Origin of the sequence: uncultured Mailhella sp., from assembly GCF_944324995.1 — a bacterium.
GTDB lineage: Bacteria > Desulfobacterota > Desulfovibrionia > Desulfovibrionales > Desulfovibrionaceae > Mailhella.
In genome coordinates this window covers 30039-49506 of the sequence record NZ_CALUYL010000025.1, presented here as the reverse complement: position 1 = coordinate 49506, position 19468 = coordinate 30039, and the positions used below count along the sequence as shown (strand labels likewise).

At 62.5% G+C, this 19468-nt stretch carries 16 protein-coding genes; 1 reads left to right on the top strand and 15 read right to left on the bottom strand.

Annotated elements, in window-relative coordinates:
• Nucleotides 1–470: 470 nt before the first annotated feature.
• The 11 genes from Q0K02_RS10155 to ftsH all read right to left on the bottom strand — a co-directional run bounded on the left by Q0K02_RS10155 (nucleotide 471) and on the right by ftsH (nucleotide 14173).
• A complete protein-coding gene (locus Q0K02_RS10155; protein ID WP_294488317.1) occupies nucleotides 471–1193 on the bottom strand; it encodes an ABC transporter ATP-binding protein in 723 nt (240 codons plus the stop codon).
• Nucleotides 1180–1968, bottom strand: a complete 789-nt coding sequence (locus tag Q0K02_RS10150; RefSeq protein WP_294488314.1) for an ABC transporter ATP-binding protein — start codon at nucleotides 1966–1968, stop codon at nucleotides 1180–1182. The genes Q0K02_RS10155 and Q0K02_RS10150 overlap by 14 nt, the downstream gene beginning before the upstream one ends.
• Nucleotides 1965–3080: a branched-chain amino acid ABC transporter permease gene (locus Q0K02_RS10145; protein WP_294488311.1), complete on the bottom strand. Its 1116-nt coding sequence runs from the start codon at nucleotides 3078–3080 to the stop codon at nucleotides 1965–1967. Before Q0K02_RS10145 ends, Q0K02_RS10150 begins: the two co-directional genes overlap by 4 nt.
• Nucleotides 3080–3973: a branched-chain amino acid ABC transporter permease gene (locus tag Q0K02_RS10140; RefSeq protein WP_294488308.1), complete on the bottom strand. Its 894-nt coding sequence runs from the start codon at nucleotides 3971–3973 to the stop codon at nucleotides 3080–3082. Before Q0K02_RS10140 ends, Q0K02_RS10145 begins: the two co-directional genes overlap by 1 nt.
• A 182-nt stretch (nucleotides 3974–4155) precedes the next feature.
• Nucleotides 4156–5295, bottom strand: coding sequence for an ABC transporter substrate-binding protein (locus Q0K02_RS10135; RefSeq protein ID WP_294488306.1), 1140 nt, complete (start codon nucleotides 5293–5295; stop codon nucleotides 4156–4158).
• Nucleotides 5296–6319: 1024 nt separating this feature from the next.
• The gene (gene rpoN, locus Q0K02_RS10130; protein WP_294488304.1) at nucleotides 6320–7762 is read right to left on the bottom strand and encodes an RNA polymerase factor sigma-54; all 1443 of its coding nucleotides are present in this window, start codon (nucleotides 7760–7762) and stop codon (nucleotides 6320–6322) included.
• A gap of 81 nt (nucleotides 7763–7843) precedes the next feature.
• The gene (gene glmM / locus Q0K02_RS10125; protein WP_294488302.1) at nucleotides 7844–9196 is read right to left on the bottom strand and encodes a phosphoglucosamine mutase; all 1353 of its coding nucleotides are present in this window, start codon (nucleotides 9194–9196) and stop codon (nucleotides 7844–7846) included.
• Between the two features lie 2 nt (nucleotides 9197–9198).
• Entirely contained in the window at nucleotides 9199–10539 is a 1341-nt protein-coding gene (locus tag Q0K02_RS10120) for a hypothetical protein (protein WP_294488300.1), read from the bottom strand.
• Complete coding sequence (cdaA, locus tag Q0K02_RS10115) at nucleotides 10523–11272, bottom strand: diadenylate cyclase CdaA (RefSeq protein ID WP_294488297.1); 750 nt, start codon at nucleotides 11270–11272, stop codon at nucleotides 10523–10525. The genes Q0K02_RS10120 and cdaA overlap by 17 nt, the downstream gene beginning before the upstream one ends.
• A gap of 1 nt (nucleotide 11273) precedes the next feature.
• Nucleotides 11274–12176 (bottom strand): dihydropteroate synthase, encoded by a 903-nt coding sequence (gene folP / locus Q0K02_RS10110; protein WP_294488294.1) that lies wholly within the window; start codon nucleotides 12174–12176, stop codon nucleotides 11274–11276.
• 2 nt (nucleotides 12177–12178) lie between these two features.
• Nucleotides 12179–14173 (bottom strand): ATP-dependent zinc metalloprotease FtsH, encoded by a 1995-nt coding sequence (gene ftsH / locus Q0K02_RS10105; protein WP_294488291.1) that lies wholly within the window; start codon nucleotides 14171–14173, stop codon nucleotides 12179–12181.
• Between the two features lie 411 nt (nucleotides 14174–14584).
• Here ftsH and Q0K02_RS10100 point away from each other — a divergent pair, with 411 nt between their 5' ends.
• A complete protein-coding gene (locus Q0K02_RS10100; protein WP_294488288.1) occupies nucleotides 14585–15373 on the top strand; it encodes an amidohydrolase family protein in 789 nt (262 codons plus the stop codon).
• Between the two features lie 563 nt (nucleotides 15374–15936).
• Here the strand turns inward: Q0K02_RS10100 and Q0K02_RS10095 are convergent.
• The 4 genes from Q0K02_RS10095 to Q0K02_RS10080 are packed head-to-tail and all read right to left on the bottom strand — an operon-like array spanning nucleotide 15937 to nucleotide 19431.
• Nucleotides 15937–16503 (bottom strand): PqiC family protein, encoded by a 567-nt coding sequence (locus tag Q0K02_RS10095; RefSeq protein ID WP_294488285.1) that lies wholly within the window; start codon nucleotides 16501–16503, stop codon nucleotides 15937–15939.
• Nucleotides 16503–17525: an MlaD family protein gene (locus Q0K02_RS10090; RefSeq protein ID WP_294488282.1), complete on the bottom strand. Its 1023-nt coding sequence runs from the start codon at nucleotides 17523–17525 to the stop codon at nucleotides 16503–16505. The genes Q0K02_RS10095 and Q0K02_RS10090 overlap by 1 nt, the downstream gene beginning before the upstream one ends.
• Nucleotides 17522–18304 (bottom strand): ATP-binding cassette domain-containing protein, encoded by a 783-nt coding sequence (locus Q0K02_RS10085; RefSeq protein ID WP_294488278.1) that lies wholly within the window; start codon nucleotides 18302–18304, stop codon nucleotides 17522–17524. The genes Q0K02_RS10090 and Q0K02_RS10085 overlap by 4 nt, the downstream gene beginning before the upstream one ends.
• Nucleotides 18301–19431, bottom strand: a complete 1131-nt coding sequence (locus tag Q0K02_RS10080; protein WP_294488275.1) for an ABC transporter permease — start codon at nucleotides 19429–19431, stop codon at nucleotides 18301–18303. The genes Q0K02_RS10085 and Q0K02_RS10080 overlap by 4 nt, the downstream gene beginning before the upstream one ends.
• Nucleotides 19432–19468 lie beyond the last annotated feature (37 nt).

Sequence of the window (19468 nt, the reverse complement as noted above, 5' to 3'; positions counted from 1 at the left end):
ACGCCGGAAGTGAATTCCGCCTGCTTATGCCCGTCGGCCGGGCTCCTGATGTCGCCCGGGGCCCCAGAGCGTTGAGAGGCGTTTCTTTTGCCTGCACACTCCCCCTCGCTCTGGCTCCGGGCATAATTTTCCCGTTCGACCTTGTCCTCTCCCGAAGAACACGCAGTCCCGTTTACGCAGGACACGCTGTACGGCCTGCACGACTTGCACGACGGGCATTGCGTTTAACGCCGGAAGTGAATTCCGCCTGCTTATGCCCGTCGGCCGGGCTCCTGATGTCGCCCGGGGCCCCAGAGCGTTGAGAAACGGCCTTCCGGCCTGCGCTCCCCCCTTGCCCTTTGCTTCGGGCATAATTGTCCCGTTCACCATGTCCTGCCGAACCGGCGAAGCCGGGAGGCAGAAACAGGGGGGCGCGGGGGGAATTATTTCCCCCGCATGCCTTTTCTGTCTTTCTGTCTTTCCTGCCTTTTCTACCCGCCGAGGTAGGCGGCGCGGACTTTGGGGTTTTTGAGCATGTCTTTGCCGGGGCCTTCGAGGACGACGGAGCCGACTTCGAGGATATAGGCGTAGTCGGCGATGGAGAGGGCGGCGTAGGCGTTTTGTTCCACGAGGAGCACGGTTTTGCCGTCTTCGTTGATGCGGCGGATGATGTCGAAGATTTCCTTCACGAGGATGGGGGCGAGGCCGAGGGAAGGTTCATCGAGCATGATGAGGTCGGGTCGGCTCATGAGGGCGCGGCCCACGGCGAGCATCTGCTGTTCGCCGCCGGAGAGGGTGCCTCCCTTCTGCCAGCTGCGTTCGCGCAGGCGGGGGAAGAGGTTGTAGACGAGTTCCATGTCTCGGGCGATGCCGTCTTCGTCCTTGCGGCACCAGGCGCCGAGGGTGAGGTTTTCGGCCACGGTGAGGTGCGGCAGTATGCGGCGGCCTTCGGGGCTCAGGGCTATGCCGTGGCGCACCATGTTTTCTGCGGGCATGCCCAGCAGGTTCACGGGCTTGTCGCCTTCGTGGCGGGTGAGCAGAATTTCGCCGCTTGCGCCCTTGACCAGCCCGGCTATGGAACGGATGATGCTGCTTTTGCCCGCGCCGTTCGCGCCGATGAGCGTGACCACGCTTCCCCTCGGAATGGAGAGCGACACGCCCTTGACGGCGTGAATGCCGCCGTAATGCACATGAAGATCATTAATCTGCAACATTGTTCACATCCTCGCCGAGGTAGGCTTCGATAACGCGCGGGTTGGAACGGATGGCCTCGGCGTCGCCTTCGGCGATGAGCTTGCCGTATTCCAGCACCCAGATATGTTCGCACACGCCCATGACCACCTTCATGTCGTGCTCGATGAGCAGGATGGTCAGGTGGAATTCGTCCCGAATCTGCCGGATGAACTTCATCAGTTCGAGGCTTTCCTGCGGATTCATGCCTGCGGCGGGTTCGTCGAGCAGCAGGAATTTCGGTTCCGTGGCCAGGGCTCGGGCGATTTCCAGGCGGCGCTGTGCGCCGTAGGGCAGGGACGAGGCGGTTTCGTCGGCGTGGGCGGAGAGGCCTACGCGGCGCAGAAGCTCAAGCGCCTTGTCGCGGATGTCGCGCTCTTCGCGGCGTGTTCCCGGCAGTCCGAGCACGGCGCCCCACCAGTGGCCGCTGCGGCGCACGTGACGGCCGATCATGACGTTTTCCAGCGCGGTTTCGTTGTAGAAAAGCCGGATGTTCTGAAAGGTTCGGGCCATGCCGAGGGCGCAGATGCGGTGCGGATCCATGCCGGTGATGCGGCGTCCGGCGAAGACCACCTCGCCTTCGGTGGGGCGGTAAAAGCCGGTGATCACGTTGAAGGCGGTGGTTTTGCCCGCGCCGTTGGGGCCGATGAGGCCCACGATGCTGCCTTCGGGGATGTCCATGTTAAGTTCGCTCACGGCGGTGACGCCGCCGAAGCGCATGGTGACGTTTCTTACTTCAATGATGTTCTTCCGGCTCATGCCTTACGCTCCTTCTTGCGGCCGAGGCGGGAAAAAAAGGCGGCCAGACTGTTCCAGGTGATTTCGCGCATGCCCATGATGCCTTCGCGGCGGTAGAGAATGATGAGCAGCAGGCATACGGAGAACACCACCATGCGCATGCCGGGAATGCCGGGAATTTCCACGAATCCGAGGTCGATGGGTTCTTCCACCACGCGGAGCCATTCGAGCAGCACGGTGATGATGACGCTGCCGATGATGCTGCCGGTAATGGAACCGAGACCGCCCGCCACCACGATCATGAGGATGTTGTAGGTGAGCAGGAAGGTGAACATTTTGGGGTCGATGGTGGTGAGGAGATTGCCGAGCAGGGCTCCGCCCACGCCGGCGAGGAAGGCGCCGAGGCAGAAGGAGAAGAGCTTGGTGTGGAACACGTTGATGCCCATGACCTGAGCGGCGATTTCATCGTCGCGCACGGCCTTGAGCACGTTGCCGAAGTTGCTGGAGAGCAGGCGCACGGTGCAGAACACCACCACGAGCAGCCAGATGAAGCTTGTGAACAGGTCGGTGTGGCAGGGAATGCCCTTGATGCCGAGCGAACCGTTGGTGATGGGGGTGGCGTTCACGATGAGCACGCGGATGATTTCCGAGAAGCCCAGAGTGGCGATGCCGAGGTAGTCGCCGCCGAGCCTGAGCACGGGAATGCCGATGACGAGGGCGAACACTGTGGCCACGAGTCCGCCGAGGATCACGGAGAACCAGAAGGGCGTGTGCAGGGCGGCGAGGGAAGGCAGGATTTCGTCGATGATCCACATCATTTCCTTCTGATCGGGCGTGAGCACGCACAGGGCGGAGACATAGGCGCCTATGGCCATGAATCCGGCGTGGCCGAGCGAGAACATGCCGGTGAAGCCGTAAATGATGTTGAGCGAAATGGCGAGAATGCCGTACACGGCCACAAGGTTCAGAATCTGCACTTCATAGCCGTTGAGGGGCGAGGGCAGAAAGGTGAGGCCGGTGTCTTCGGCCATGCTGCCGTCGGCCCACCAGAGGAAGAGGAACAGCAGGGCGATGGCCAGCACGGTCAGGGTGTTGTTGCGCGCGGCGGAGGAAGAGTCTTTCGAGAGCGTCATCAGATCTTCTCCTTCTGTTTTTCACCGAACAGGCCGGTGGGCTTCACCAGAAGGACAACGACCAGCAGAATGAAGGCGAAGGCGTCGCGGTAGCCGGAGAGTTCCGGGAAGAAGGCGACGGCCATGATTTCAATGAAGCCGAGCATGAGGCCGCCGATCACCGCGCCCTGGATGGAGCCGATGCCGCCGAACACGGCGGCGATGAAGGCCTTGAAGCCGGGGAACACGCCCATGTAGGGGTTGATCTGCGGATAGCGCAGCGCCCACATGATGCCGGAAGCCGCGGCGAGGGCGGAACCGATGGCGAAGGTGAGGGCTATGATTTTGTCCACGGACACGCCGAGCATGCGCGTGGTTTCGATGTCTTTGGAAATGGCCTGCATGGCGAGGCCGGGCTTGGTGTGATAGACGACGTAGAGCAGGGCGGCGACGAGAATGGCGGTCACGCCGGGCACGAGGAGAGTGAGGGGCATGAGGCGCGCGCCGCCGATGGTGATGATGCTGATGAGCCACTCGGGCTGATGCACGGGTCTGGGCAGACCGGTGAAGACCACCACGGCCAGACTTTCAAGGAAGAAGGAAACGGCGATGGCGCTGATGAGCGCGGAAATGCGGGGCGCGTCGCGCAGGGGGCGGTAGGCGATCTTGTCCATGAGGACGCCGAGGGCGGCGGATCCCAGAATGGACACCACCACGGCCGCGGGCCAGGGCAGACAGAAGAGCGTGGTGCCGTAGAAGACGAAGTACGCGCCGAGCATGAGGATGTCGCCGTGGGCGAAGTTGATGAGGCGCAGGATGCCGTACACCATGGTGTAGCCGATGGCGATGAGGCCGTACAGCGAACCGAGCGTCAGCGCGTTGAAAAAGTGTTGGAGGAATAATTCCAGACTCATAGGGAACCCTTTCCGGCCGCGCCGCCGCGCAGGGACGAGTATCCGTGCGGCGAGGCTTCATAAAAATACGCCGGCCCGTCGGGGACGGAGCGGGGCGCGGTGAAATATGCGTGTGGGGCGGAAGAGGCGCTGAGCGCCGGAAACGGCCGGAGACCAGGCTCCGGCCGTTCGATCAGAGAAGATTAGTCGGCGATGGCTTCGCCGATGTAGGAGCGCTTGCCGTTCTTGTACTGAATGATGCCGACGGGCAGTTCGGCGTCATGCGAGGCGTTGATGGAAAGCGTGCCGAGGGGAGTGGCGAAGTTCTTGGTTTCGGCGAGGGCCTTGGTGATGGCTTCGGGATCGTCGGAGCCGGCGCGGGTGATGGCGTCGAGAATGAGGTTGTAGCACACGTAGCCGAGGGCGGAGTTCACGTTGGGATCCTTGTCGGGATAGGCGGCCTTCCAGGCGTCGGTGAAGGCCTTGGCGGCGGGGCTCATGTTGGGCATGTTGACGTCATAGGGGAAGGTGGTGTGCAGGAAGCCTTCCACGGCCTTGCCGCCGATCTTGACGGTGTCGGGGTTGTCCATGGCGTCGGCGCCCATCATGACGAAGGTGCCGCCGAGTTCGCGGGCCTGCTTCATGATGATGGCGCCTTCAGCGAAGTAGGCGGGCATGAACACGATGTCGGGCTTCTGATTGATGATTTCGGTGAGCTGGGCGGTGAAGTCCTGGTCGCCGGAATTGTACTTCATGTCGGCGACGATCTGGCCGCCGAGCTTCTTGTAGGAGCGCTTGAAGAAGCTGCACAGGCCCACGGAGTAGTCGTTGGCGACGTCCATGAGTATGGCGGCCTTTTTCATGCCGAGGGTCTTGTAGGCGTAGGAAGCGGCGGCAGCGCCCTGATAGGGATCGATGAAGCAGGCGCGGAAGTAGTACTTCTTGCCCTGGGTGACGAGGGGGCTGGTGCAGGAGGTGCCCACGCCGGGGACGCCGGCCTTTTCGCCGACTTCGCCGCCGGCCATGGCCAGGGAGGAGCCGTAGGTGCCGATGTAGGCGGAAACCTTGTCGCGTTCCACGAGGCGCTTCACGGCGTTGGCGGCTTCGACCTTGTCGGACTTGTTGTCCACGACGACGAGTTCAACGTCGCGGCCGAGCACTTTGGGATTGGCCTGCTGGGCCAGTTTGATGCCGTCGAGCTCGAGCTGACCGCCGAAGGCGTTCTGACCGGTGAGGGGCAGATACACGCCGATTTTGACGGGTTCGGCGGCGGCAGCCGGGAAGGCGAGGCCACAGGCCAGAGCGGCCATGGCCACAGAGGCGAACACACGGGAAAGCTTCATAACGATCCTCCGATTAAGAAACTCAGGTTCGTGTAAGAGATATGGAGGGAATCTTATAGAATCTTACGATTGTGTGCAATCATGAAGCGACGGGAAAATGCCGCGAAATGCAGGACAAATACAGTGTTTTTAAAAGGTATATCAATTGAATACAATAAGTTGTCGCCGTGTCGACAAAAATGATTTTTCTTCTCTCCTGTAAAAGAAAAAGAGCTTTTGCCAATTTTGTGTTTACAAAAGCGCAAAAATGTGGAAAATATTTGTGCCTTTTTCCGTTGTGGGGAACGAGGGGGAGAAAGAGAGCATGCGGGGGAAGGGGAAGGCCCTTTTGAAAAAGGCCCTTCCCCCGCGCCCCCATCCCCATCTCCAAAACTTTTTAATTGGGGGGATGGGGGCGCGGATTCGGATGGCTGCGTGTTTCGGGACGCTGCCTCGTGGGCTTCATGCAGGCGGTGACCGGCAAGGATGCTGCACGCATCGGCGCACCATGTGTTTTCCTCGCGGCGACGCTTTTTGCATCGGTCAAAAAAAAACGCGCCCTTCGTGCCGAAGCACGGAAGGAATCGCGTATGTTGTTGCGGCCCGTCGGAGTCATGACCGGGGACACGACGGGATCCTCCGCCGCGGGGAAGGGCTCGCAATATTGCCGAAAGAGCACGGCGCGGCGCTCCTGCCGGTGCCGGCACGCGTTCTCCGCCGGATCGTGGAATCCCGGGCGAGGCGGAGGGGACGGCACAGACAAAACCGCGGGCACGCCGGAATGCCGGGCACGTCAGGGGCAGGGCAAACCCGGCAACCTCGGAGGCACGACAGGGAGCCGGAGAAAGTGGGCGGAGCCGAGGAAAATCGGGCGGGCCGGGACAGATCCTGCAACGCCGGAGTCATCCGGGCAAAGCCCGGGGAACGCCGGAAAGCCGGGGCCATTCGGGCGGAATCGCGAAGCGAATCAGGGGGGGGATCGGGGCTTGTCCCGGCGGGGTCAGGGGCGGAGCCCCTGGTGCTCCGACTTGTCCCCTTCCTCTCATCATAAATGCTTCTTTCTGCGCGACGACGACGGAATGCCGAGCTCTTCGCGGTACTTGGCCACGGTGCGCCGGGCGATTTTGACGCCGAGGCCCTCGTTGAGACGGGAGCTGATGTCTTCATCGGACAGAGGGTGGGACTGGTCTTCGGCGTCGATGAGGGCGCGGATGCGGGCCTTGACGCTTTCGGAGCCCACCTGACTGCCGTCGCTGGAGGAGAGGGCGCTGTTGAAAAAGTATTTGAGCTCGAAGATGCCGTGGGGAGTGCCCACGTACTTGTTGGTGGTGATGCGGCTTATGCTGGATTCGCTGCGGCCGATGTCTTCGGCGATGTCCTTGAGCACCAGAGGCTTGAGCTTGTACACGCCGTATTCAAAGAAGTCGTGCTGATGCTTCACGATGCTTTCCATCACCTGATAGAGGGTGCGCTGCCGCTCTTCGAGGCTGCGGATGATCCACACGGCCGAGCGCAGCCGGTCGTTCATGTAGTCCTTTTCCTCGCTGGAGCGGTTTTTCTCGGCGAGCTCTTCGGAGAGGGGGGAAAGCTGGAGGTGGGGCAGGTCTTCGTCGTTCATGAGGATGACGAATTCTCCGTTCACCTTGCGCACGAAGATGTCGGGGCTGACGTAGCAGGGCGTGCTGCTGCCGAGGCTGCCGCCGGGGCGGGGTTCCAGGCTCTGGATGATGCCTATGTATTCCTTGAGGGTGTCGAGGTCGATGTGAAAATGGCGCAACAGCGGCTTATAGCGCTGTTTTTCAAGGTCTTCGAGGTGATTTTGAACGAGATCGACGAGGATGGGGTCGCGGTCGTCGCGTCGGGCGTGCAGCTGGATGAGCAGACATTCGGAAAGGGAGCGCGCAGCCACGCCGACGGGATCGAAATTCTGGATGGCGGAGAGCACGGGCGGCACTTCGGAGGGATCCGCGCCGGCGAGGGAGGCGATTTCTTCGTCGGTGGCGGTGAGGTAGCCGGTTTCGTCGAGGTTGCCGATGATGCACTCGCCGATGGACTTCTGTTTTTCGGTGAGGGGGGAGAGCAGAAGCTGTCCCATGAGATGGGCTTCGAGGTTGGGTTCGGCGGAGTGGCAGGCTTCGAGGGGATTGCCGTCCTCTTCGGCGGCCTCGAATTCCTGCTGGGCCACGCGCGACTGACTGGAAAATTCTCCGAGGTATTCTTCCCATTCGGCGCTGCGGGCCACTTCTTCCTGAGGCCAGGGGCTGTCCTGTTCGGCGCTTTTGCGGGAATCGGCCGCGGCGTCGGGAGCGGAGGATGCGGCGTTGTCGGTTTCGCGCTCCTCAAGGAAGGGATTTTCCAGCAGTTCCCGCTGCACCGCTTCCACCAGTTCCTGACGGGAGAACAGAAGCAGGGAAATGGCCTGCTTGAGCATGGGCGTCATGTGGAGCTGCTGGCTCAGTTTGAACTGCTGTTTGATTTCAAAGGCCATAATTTCTCCTGGTGACGGTTGAAAGGGGAGGCACGGGCGACAAAACGCGGCACGGAGCGGTAATTCCGTGCCGCGACAGGTTCAGCGGAGTTCTTCGGAAGCCACGTCGGCCAGACGGCGGACGGCGCGACGCACAAAGTCTTCGTCTTCGCCTTCCACCATGACGCGGCAGAGGTTTTCGGTGCCGGAGTAGCGCAGCAGCACGCGGCCGTGAGCGCCGAGCTTTTCTTCGATGTCCTTCTGGGCGGCCATGAGCTTTTCGCACTTTTCAAAGGGAATCTTGCGGGAAATGCTCACGTTGATGAGCTTTTGCGGATAGAGCTTGAGCCGGTCGGCCAGTTCGGAGAGGGGGCGTCCGGTTTCGCGCATGATGCGCAGAATCTGGAGCGCGGCGAGCAGGCCGTCGCCGGTGGTGCCGTATTCGCGGAAAATGAGGTGTCCCGACTGTTCGCCGCCGAGCATGGCGTTGTGCTGACGCATGGCTTCGATGACGTAGCGGTCGCCCACCTTGGTGCGCAGAAGCTGGCCGCCGCGTTCCTTCATGAACACTTCGAGGGCCATGTTGCTCATGACCGTGCCCACGAGAATGTTCTTGTTGAGCTTGCCCTTTTTCATGAGGTCGTCGGCGCAGATGGCCATGATCTGATCGCCGTCGAGCAGACGTCCCTTTTCATCGACCACGAGGAGGCGGTCGGCGTCGCCGTCGAGGGCGAGACCGACGTCGGCGCGCACTTCGCGCACCTTGGCCTGAAGGTTTTCGGGATGGAGCGAACCGCACTGATAGTTGATGTTCAAACCGTCGGGCGAGGTGCCGAGACGGAAGACTTCGGCGCCGAGTTCCTCAAGGGCGAGGGGCGCGACCTTGTAGTTGGCGCCGTTGGCGCAGTCGATGACCACGCGCAGGCCGTCGAGGGTGAGCTGCTGGGGAAAGCTGCTCTTGAGGTACACGATGTAGCGGCCCGAGGCGTCCACGATGCGGTAGGCGCGGCCCACCTTGTTGGAGGCGGGGTAGTCCCATTCGTAGTCCTTGTCGAGGATGAGCTCGGACATCTTGTCTTCGACTTCGTCGGGAAGCTTGAAGCCTTCGCGGTCGAAGAACTTGATGCCGTTGTCGTGATAGGGATTGTGCGAGGCGGAAATGACCACGCCGAAGTCGGCGCGCATGTTGCGGGTGAGGAAGGCGATGGCGGGAGTGGGCAGGGGGCCCACCTGATACACGTCCATGCCGGAGGCGCACAGGCCCGCGGTGAGCGCGGATTCAAACATGTAGCCGGAGAGGCGGGTGTCCTTGCCGATGATGACCTTGCGGCGGCATTCGTCGGAGCGGAACACGGTGCCCGCGGCGAGGCCGAGGCGCAGGGCCATTTCGGCCGTGAGGGGATAGGTGTTGACCCGGCCGCGCAGGCCGTCGGTGCCAAAAAGACGTTCAGACATGGCTAATCCTGTGTTTCGATGGGTGCTTTGGGAGCGGTTGTTCCGCCTTTGCCGTCGGCGCTGACGGAGGTCGCGGCGGTCGCGGTTCCGGCCGGGGAGGCGGAAGCGGCGGGCGCGGCGACTTTTGCCGGTACGGCGATGCTTGCCGGAGCGGCGACCTTGGCGGGCACGGTCACTTTGGCGGGTGCGGCGGAGTCTGTTCCGGACGCGGGGGGCTGATCGGCGGGCTTGTCGTCGCCGGAGAGGGCGGGCGGCACTTTGAGGTCGTTGGGCTGGGGCAGCGAGGCCGAAGGCAGCACGACGTCGCTCAGCGAAAAGTTTCCGGACACCCGCTGATCGGGCAGCTTCATGCCGAAGGTGTTGGTCGGCAGGGTGAATATGCTTTCTGCCGGGGCCCAGTTGCGGCTTTCCGCGCCGATGTCGGTGCGGCTGAAGAGCATGACGGTGGGCGGCTCGATGGCAATGAGGCCCGCGCCCGAGGGCAGCATGACGATGGGGGTGACTTCCGCGCTGTCGCCGGGGGTGAAGTCGGCGGGCTGGCGCACGATGACGCGCACGGCGTCGAGGTAGTCGCGGTCTTCCACGAGGGCTTCGGGCACGGAGATTTCCACGCTGGCCTGATCGGGACGCACGCTGTAGCCTTCGTCGTCGTTGTCGAGCTGGATTTCCCGCGAGAGGGTGACGTTCTGTGTCTTGAGGTCGAGCGAGTAGCGCAGGGTGGTCACGGGCGGGGTGATTTCCACCTGCGGCGGGGCCACGATGGCCACGTTGGCCTCATGGGGGCCTTCGCTGGCGTTCTTGGTGGGATCGTACACCACGATGAGCCGGTCGAGGGAGTTGACCTGGGTTTCCGGGCCCTTCACCGTGACGAAGGACGGCTCAAGAATGGCGTGGGAAATAAGGTAGGGCGAATCTGCCGGCAGAGGCAGCATCTTGTTCTCGAGCGGCACCACGCGTTCGGTGAGGGCGTCGGCCTCAAGCACGAGTCGGCTCGGCATGATTTCGAGTATTTCAAAGGCCTTGAAGTCGGGCATGGAATCCACGGCCAGGGGCAGGGCGGTGGCGCCGCGCTGCACGCCGGAGAGATCCACGGTATAGACGAGGTCGCGCGAGTGCAGATTGCGCAGAAGTTCTGCGGAACCGCGCAGGCGCACGGAAATGTGATTGACCATGCCCTCGCGGATGATGAGTCCGTCGGGCAGGCCGCGGTATTCCACGCGCAGTTCGACCTGCGTTTCCACGTGATCGCGACCGACGACGAGATACCACAGCCCCGTGGCGATGACGAGGGAGAGCAGTACGGAAAGAACGGTCTGCAACCGGCTGTTATTGATTGAGGACATTGGCCAGTATCCGTTCCAGGCGTTCTTGATTCAGGGGATTGGAGAGGTGGCCGTCCTGGGCTAGGGTCACTTCTCCGCGTTCTTCCGACACCACGATGGAGATGGCGTCGCTCACTTCGGTGATGCCGATGGCGGCCCGGTGACGGGTGCCGAAGTGCTGACGGGCGACGTTGGCGAGCGGCAGCACGCAGCCTGCCGCGGTAATGCGGTCGTTGTGGCCTATGATGACGGCGCCGTCGTGGAGCGCCGTGTTGGGAAAGAAGATGGTGGCGAGCAGATCCTGCGAGACCACGGCGTCGATGGTGACGCCCTTTTCGGTCATGTCGCCGAGGGCGACGTTGCGCTCGATGACGATGATGGCGCCGATGCGGCGGGCGGCGAGGGCGCAGGCGGTGCGGCTCACGGTGCTTATCATTTCCGTGCGCACGTTGGCCTTGCGTCGGAAAAGATGCCGGAAGTTCATGTTGGAGAGCGCCTGGCGGATGTCCTGATGGAACAGGATGACCACCACGAGGAACAGGGAACTGAACACGTTCTGGAGCAGCCACACGAGGGTGAACAGGCCGAGGAACTGGGCGGCCGCGAACAGGATGAGCAGCAGGAGCAGGCCGTTCAGGGCGGCCATGGCGCGCGTGCCCCGCACGAAGCGGATGCCGTAGTAGCAGAGGATGGCTACTATGAGTATGTCCAGCAGGTCTCGCCAGCCGAATGTCAACTGTCCCAGTGCGAACATGTCAGTCTTTCCAGGGGGTGAAGTGTTCCGCGAGGGTGAGGGCTCGCCGGGCGGAGGCCACGTCGTGAACGCGGTGATGGCAGACGCCGCGCGCGGCGAGCAGCGCCGTGCAGACGCTGGTGGCTTCGATGCGTCTTGTCACGTCGAGGCCGAGCAGGTCGCCGAAGATGCTCTTGTTGGAAACGCCGAGCAGCACGGGACGCCCCAGGGCGAGGAGTCTTTCGATGCCGGCGAGTATCTGACAGTTGTGTTCCGCGGTTTTGCCGAAGCCTATGCCCGGATCGAGCATGATGTTTTCCTCGGGCAGACCGGCCTTGACCAGGGCGGTCATGCGCGCTTCGAGGAAGGCGATGACTTCGTCGAGCACGTTTTCGTAGCGCGGATCGTTCTGCATGGTGCCGGGGGTCATGCCGGGGCGGCAGTGCATGAGCACGTAGCCGGGGCGGTACTGAGCGAGCACGTCGGTGATTTCGGGCTCCCACACGCCGGCGGAGATGTCGTTGATGATGTCGGCGCCGGCTTCGAGCACGGCGGCGGCAACGGACGTGCGCCAGGTGTCCACGGAGAGCAGGGTGTCGGGCGGGGTGCGTCTGCCGCGACCTTCGGAGAGGGCGCGCACGAGAGGCAGCACGCGGCGCATTTCGTCGTCGGGGGGAACGTCCTGCGCGCCCGGACGCGACGAAGCCCCGCCGAGATCAAGCACTCTGGCTCCGTCTGCGGCGAGGCGTCTGGCGTGGGAAAACGCGCTTTCAAAAGAAGGGTGCCTGCCTCCGTCGAAAAAGGAGTCGGGCGTTACGTTCACCACGCCCCACAGCGTGAAGCGCGACGGCGTACCGCCCTGTTTTTCGGTGGAAACAGGGCTGAATGCCCCGTGGCGAAGCATCCAGACCGTGTCCTTATTCATCGTTATTTGTCTCCCCTGTCGGCTCCTTCGCCGGAGGCGGAAGAGTCGCTTGCGGCTTTTTCCTCAGGCTGAGGGGCCGCGGTCTCCGCAGGGGGCGTCGCGTTGGACTGGCTGTTCCCGGCGTTGTTCTTTTCGTCTGCGGAGTGTTCTTCCTCAAGATGGAATTCGCCCGCGTTCTGCCCGTTGATCTGAAAGGGGGGCAGCTTTTCGCCCCGCATGAGGATGTCGATGTCCTCGCCGGAAATGGTTTCGCGTTCCAGCAGGGCGTGCGCGATGGCGTGCAGCATGTCGATGTGTTCGGTGAGCAGGGTGCGGCAGCGTTCGCGGGCCTCGTCGATGAGGGCCTTGACTTCGCTGTCCACAAGGCGGGCCATGTCGTCGCTCACGGAGCGGGTGTGGCCCCATTCGCGGCCGAGGAAGACTTCCTCTTCATGTTCGCCCACGGTCTGCGGACCGATCTTGTCGCTCATGCCCCATTCGCACACCATCTTGCGGGCCATCTTGGTGGCGCGGTCGATGTCGTTGCCCGCGCCGGTGGTGATGTCGCCCATGATGATCTCTTCGGCCACGCGGCCGCCGAGCAGCACCACGAGGTTGTTGCGCAGAAAGTCGCGGGAGTAGCCGTGGCGGTCTTCATTGGGCAGCTGCATGGTCACGCCCATGGCGCGGCCGCGGGGAATGATGGACACCTTGTGAACCGGATCGGTGCCGGGCAGGAGCTTGGCGGCGAGGGCGTGTCCGCCTTCGTGATAGGCGGTGATCTTCTTTTCTTCGTCGCTCAGGATGAGGCTGCGACGTTCCTTGCCCATGAGGACCTTGTCCTTGGCGTATTCAAAGTCGGACATGTTCAGGCGGTCCTTGTTGAGCTTGGCGGCCTGAAGCGCGGCTTCGTTCACGAGGTTTTCAAGGTCGGCGCCGGAGAAGCCGGGCGTGCCCTTGGCGATGGTGGTGAGATCCACGTCCCTGGCGAGGGGCGTGCGGCGGGTGTGGACTTCGAGAATCCGTTCGCGGCCGCGCAGGTCGGGCGTGGAAACCACGACCTGACGGTCGAAACGGCCGGGACGCAGCAGCGCGGGATCCAGAACGTCGGGACGGTTGGTGGCCGCGATGAGAATGACGCCTTCGTTGGACTCAAAGCCGTCCATTTCCACGAGCAGCTGGTTGAGGGTCTGCTCGCGTTCGTCGTGACCGCCGCCGAGACCTGCGCCGCGCTGACGACCCACGGCGTCGATTTCGTCGATGAAGATGAGGCAGGGGGCGTTCTTCTTGCCCTGCGCGAAGAGGTCGCGCACGCGCGAAGCGCCCACGCCCACGAACATTTCCACGAAGTCGGAACCGGAAATGGAGAAGAACGGCACGCCGGCTTCACCGGCCACGGCGCGGGCCAGCAGGGTCTTGCCGGTTCCGGGAGGGCCTACGAGCAGCACGCCCTTGGGAATGCGGCCGCCAAGGCGCGTAAATTTGCGCGGATTGGAAAGAAATTCCACAACTTCGGCAAGTTCTTCCTTGGCTTCGTCCACGCCTGCCACATCGGCGAACGTGACCTTGCCCACCTGATTCTGATCCTGCATGCGCGCGCGGGAACGGCCGAACGACATGGCCTTTCCGCCGCCGCCCTGCATCTGACGGGCAAAGAAGATCCACACGCCGATGAGCAGCAGCATGGGGAACCACGAAATGAACACCGACATGGCAAGCGGCGTTTCTTCGGGCTTCTTGACGTCGATGACCACGTTCTTGTTCTTGAGTTCCTGAACGAGGTTCGGATCGTTGGGGGCATAGGTGCTGTAGGTGCGGCCGTCGTTGGTGACGACGGTGATGTTTCTGTCTTCGATCACCACCTGACTGACTTCCCCGTTGTCGACCTGCGAGAGGAAAGTGCTGTAGGCGGCGGAGTTCTGCGGGGTTCCGCCGTTTTCGTTGAACAGGCTGAACAGGGAGATCATGGCAACGGCTATGATGCTCCACAGCAGGATATTGCGGGAAAACTGGTTCAAAGCTGCCTCCATGGCTGCTTATGATGACGCACTCAAAGTGACGGAGAGGGCCCGGCTTGCCGGGCTGCCACAGGTGAAACGGCAGGCTCCGCAGGCGACGATGCGTCGCCCCTGTCGTTTTTTATATTTGTAATGCCACTTGCCGACTTTGACAATGATGTGCAGGCCGGTTTTTCCGCTCCGGGAACTTTTTTCTGCAAGAATCGTGCCGAATTGAAATGAGTTGCGCCCCGCTTTTTTTCTTTCGGAACCGTCCGAACTTGCCAGACTTCCCGCCTTGGGCTAGCATCCGCCGATGCGGAAAATCACGTCCGCCCGCGGCCCGTCCGCGCTTTTGCGCGCCCTCCAAAAACGCGGACGAACGCCTTCTCCCGCCGCATTTTTGGCCCGCCCGGCCGATGGGGTTCATTCATGTTCGTTGACTGCCATACTCATGTTTTTCATCCGCGCATCGCCGAAAAGGCGAAAATGAAGCTCGCGGAACACTACAAGCTCTTCTGTCACTGCAAAGGCACCCCGGACGACCTGCTCCTGCGCGCAGGCCGCGCGGGCATCGATCACTGCGTGGCCCTCTGCGCCGCCACGAGCGCCCTCCAGGTGCGCCCCTGCAACGCCTACGCAGGCTACCTCCAGCACAATTATCCGCGCATCACCGCCTTCGGCTCCATCCACCCCGACTGCACGGACTGGAAACAGCAGCTCGACTGGCTCCGCTCCATGGGCGTCCACGGCATCAAGCTCCACCCGGATTTCCAGCACTTCTGGCTCAATGATCCCCGCCTCTACCCCATCTTCGAGGAAGCACAGAGGGATTTTATCTTTATGATACACATAGGCGACAGCCTCCCCCCGGAGAAAAATCCCTCCTGCCCCTATAAAATGGCCGCCATCCTCGACGACTTCCCCCACCTCAACGTCGTCGCCGCCCACCTCGGCGGCTTCCGCCAGTGGTCCTACGCCCTCGACGCCCTCGCCGGCCGCGACGTCTGGATGGATACCTCCTCCTGTATGAAGGAAATCTCCGACGATACCCTCAAGGCCATCCTGAAAAAACACCCCCGCAATCGCCTCGTCTTCGGCACCGACTACCCCATCATGGACCCCCAGGACGAAATCGACGCCCTCCAGAAACGCACCCGCTTCTCCGACAACGAAATCGACGAAATCCTCGCCAACGGCACCCACCTCCTCTTCGGATAACCGCAAAGGCAGGAAAGGCAGAAAAGGCAGAGAAGACAGGAAAGGCATGCGGGGGAAATAATTCCCCCCGCGCCCCCCTGTTTCTGCCTCGCAGCTAAAGCTGCTTCGGCAGGACAGGGTGAACGGGAAGATTATGCCCGAAGCGAAGGGCGAAGGGGGGCGTGCCTCCGGAAGGCATTCTCTCAACGCTCCGGGGCCCCGGGCGACGTCAGAATGCAGACTGCACCGCGTGGGGACGTGGCGGAGCAGGGGCTCTCGTGAGCAAGGAAGGGATTTCCAGATTTCTTTGAAAAATTTTGTGGCACGCGCGGCCGGATTGTCCACTCTTACGGATTTTAAGATTTTTGGGGTGGAAAAAGGGCTCAGGACCAGGGAAAAACGATTTCAAACCCGACGGGCGGGGAATTTTCACGTACACCCAAAATGCTGCGGGACGGCCCCGGAAGGGGTCGTCCCGCAAATTATGGGGGTTCGGGGGAGATTATCTCCCCCGATGCCTTTCCTGTCTTCTTGCCTTTTCTGCTTTTCCTGTCTTTCCTGTCTTTTCTGCCTTTCAGCCTTTCCTATCTTTTGAGGGCGTTGGCGATATGGGAAGCGAGGTCCTGGACGAGGAGGGACTGGGCTTCGACCATGGACTGGATGGAGTCGCCGGCGGGTCTGGATTTGACGAGGTGGCCGGAGTTGAGGACGGAGCCGTCTCTCTGGAGTCTCCAGACGACGTCGAGGGTGACGTTGCCTTCGAGGGGGCCGTCGAGTCTGCGGATATCGAGCATGAGTTTATCGTCGACTTTGGCGCCGGTGCGGAGGGGGAGGGCGGAGACGCCGCGGACGGCGAGGGCGTCGCAGAGGACGCGGGAGACGCCCTGACCGAGGCTTTCGCCCCAGCGGTCGAATTCATGGATGGTGATGTTCACGCCGTCGGCCTCGCGCAGGACGATTTGTTGTCTGGTGAGGTATCCGGGCAGGGTGACGGGGAGCACGCCGATGCTGGCGGTGTCGGAAGCCGAGGATGCGGGCAGGGGGGAAGAGAGCACGTAGTAGCGCACGGTCGGGGAGGATTTGAGCTGCGCGGGGAGCGAGCATCCTGAGAGTGCGAGGGCGAGGACGAGGGCGCAGAGGAAGGGTTTCATCAATTGTTTCTCCCGAAGATGAGGGCGTTGGGCTTGATTTCCAGCAGGGTGGCGAGTTCCGAGAGGGCCTGGGCGGCGCGTCTGAGGGAGAGCATGGTCTGGCTGAATTCGAGCACGGGGGCGGAGTCTTCGCTGAAGAGGCTGTTTGCGGTATCGGCGGTGCGGCGCAGGCCTTTCATGGCGTTCTGGGCTTCGAGGACCACGCCTTCGGAGGAAGACGCGAGGCTGTCGATGCTTCTGAGGGCGGCGTTGACGCCGGCGAGGGTGTTGTGGATATCCTTTTTCAGGGAACCGGCGAGGGAGGCGTAGGCGGTCATGGTGGAGTCGGCGCTTTGTCTGAGCGCGCCGAAGGAGCGCACTTCCTCTCGGATGGAGTCGCTGGTTTCGCGCAGGCTGGCCACGAGGCCGGAGGCGTCGATGTCGCGGAGCTGTTCGCTCATGCTTTTCACGCTGCTTACCACGTCGTAGAGAATTTCCTGAATGGGAATGTTTTCGAGGGTGCTGAGGGCGGCGTCGAGGGAGGAGAGCTGCGTGGGAATCTGGGGCGAGCCCTTGTAGGGAGCGAGGGAGGCGAGATCCACGGGGGCGGCGTTGCTCAGGATGTCGAGCTCGACGCAGAGCTGCCCGGTGAGAATGCTGGTGATGCCGAGCTTGCCGCGCAGACCGGCCTTGATGAGGCGGTTCATGATGTCGGGATCGTCGAAGAGATCCTTTTCGCTGCCGTCTTCGAGCAGGGCCATGGCCTTGTCGCGTTCGATTTCGATGATGACGGGGGTATAGAACTTGGCGGTGCCGATTTCGGGGCGAATCTGGATGGAGTTCACCTTGCCGATGCGTATGCCCTTGAAGTACACGGGCGAGCCCTGAATGAGGCCTTTGAGCGAGGTGTTGAAGTAGAGCACGAAGGTGGGATTCTTGTTGCCGAAGGAGCCCGAGCCGAGGAGCAGGATGAAGCCTACAAGCAGGGCCAGCGCGCCGAGCACGAAGGCGCCGATGAAAGTTTTAGTGCTGCGTTCCGTCATTGATTTCCTCCGCGGACGCGGCCCTTGCCGCGCGTAAGAAATTCCACCACTTCGTCGGGGCCGCTTTTGAGCAGTTCGTGCGGATCGCCGCTTGCGGTCATGGTTTTGGTTTTGGCGTCCAGGAACACGGAATTGTTGGCGATGGCGAAGATGCTTGCCAGTTCGTGGGTGACCACGATGACGGTCATGCCCAGGGTGTCCCGAAGTTGCAGGATGAGTTCGTCGAGTCTTGCCGCGCTTACGGGATCAAGACCGGCGGAAGGTTCGTCGAAATAGACCACGTCGGGATCAAGGGCGAGGGCGCGGGCGAGACCGGCTCTTTTTTTCATGCCGCCGCTTATTTCCGAGGGGTAGAAGTCTTCAAAGCCCGCGAGTCCCACGAGGGAGAGCTTGAACGAGGCGAGGGCGCGGATGTCGCGGGGGGAAAGGCTGGTGTAATATTCGAGGGGGAGGGCGACGTTTTCGGCGAGGGTGCGGGAAGTCCAGAGCGCGCCGCTCTGGAACATGACGCCGGTGCGGCGCATGACGGCTTCGCGTTCGGCGGCGGGAGCGCCCCAGAAATCGGTTTTGCCGTAGAACACGGAGCCTTCGGCCGGAGGGGTGAGGCCCATGAGCACGCGCAGCAGGGAGCTTTTGCCGCAGCCCGAGCCGCCCATGATGATGAAGATGTCGCCCTTTCTTACGGTGAAGGAGAGCCCGCTCTGGATGACGCGGGAACCGTAGGCCACGGTGACGTTGTGTGCGGTGACGGCGGCGTTGTTGTCCGGAACGAAGTTCATATGTCGAGCACCGTGAGGATGATGGTGATGACGGACGTGGCCACGATGATGCCCACGATGGAATTGACCACGGCGGCGGTGGTGGCGCGGCCCACGGCGGAGGCGTTGCGGCCGCAGCGCATGCCCTGATAGCAGCCGCACAGGGAAATGATGAAGCCGAACACGAAGGCGTGAAGAAGGCCGGTCCAGACGTAGCCGAGGGTCATGAACTGGAGGGTGTTGCTGATGTAGGCGGCGGGGGAGATGTCGAGCATGAGCGCGCCCACGAGGAATCCGCCGGCGATGCCTGCGATGTCGGCGTAGAGGGTGAGCAGGGGCGTCATGACGGCCAGCCCGAGCACGCGGGGCAGCACGAGAAAATCGACGGGGGAAATGCCGAAGCCGGTGAGGGCGTCCACTTCTTCGTTGACCTGCATGCTGCCGATGACGGCGGCGAACGACGCGCCCGTGCGGCCCGAGAGCACGATGCCCGTGAGCACCGGCCCCATGACGCGCACCATGGACACGCCCACGAGCGAGGCCACGTAGATTTCCGCGCCGAAGAGCTTGAGCTGCATGGAGCTCACGAAGGCGAGAATGAGGCCGAGCAGCAGGCTGGTGAGCGTGACGATGGGCAGGGCGTCCACGCCGCATTCGCGCAGCACGTTCCAGAGATCGCGGGAACTGCACGAGGCGCGGCCGGAAAAGAAGCGCGCCATGCTGAGCGAAACTTCGCCCACGAATTCCACCACGCTGCGCGTGATGCCGGGCCAGGCGAGAGTTTTTTCGCCGATGATTTCCAGAAGCCCCGGTTCCTGCTGCCTTGCGCCGCCGTCTCTGGGGGGCACGGCGAGGGCCATGTCGAGCATGGGGCCCATGCCGTCCGGCAGGGCCGAGGCGTCCACGGCGAGACCGCGGGCGCGGGCCTTCTGCGCAACGGCGTTGAAGGCGGCAAGCAGCATGCTGTCCCAAGCGGAAACGTCGGCAAGAAAACGCACGGCGTCGGCGTCGTCGAAGGCGTCGAGGGCCGCGGCAATCATGGCTTCGGGCGTTCGGGGAGCGGCGGCCACGTCCTGCCTCGACCAGGAGCCCGAGGCCCGGACAACAATCGTGCGCTGCGTTTTTTGAATGTCGAAGGCAGGCTGCATGGTTCCTCACTGAAGGCTTGTCCCGCACGGCGGCTCC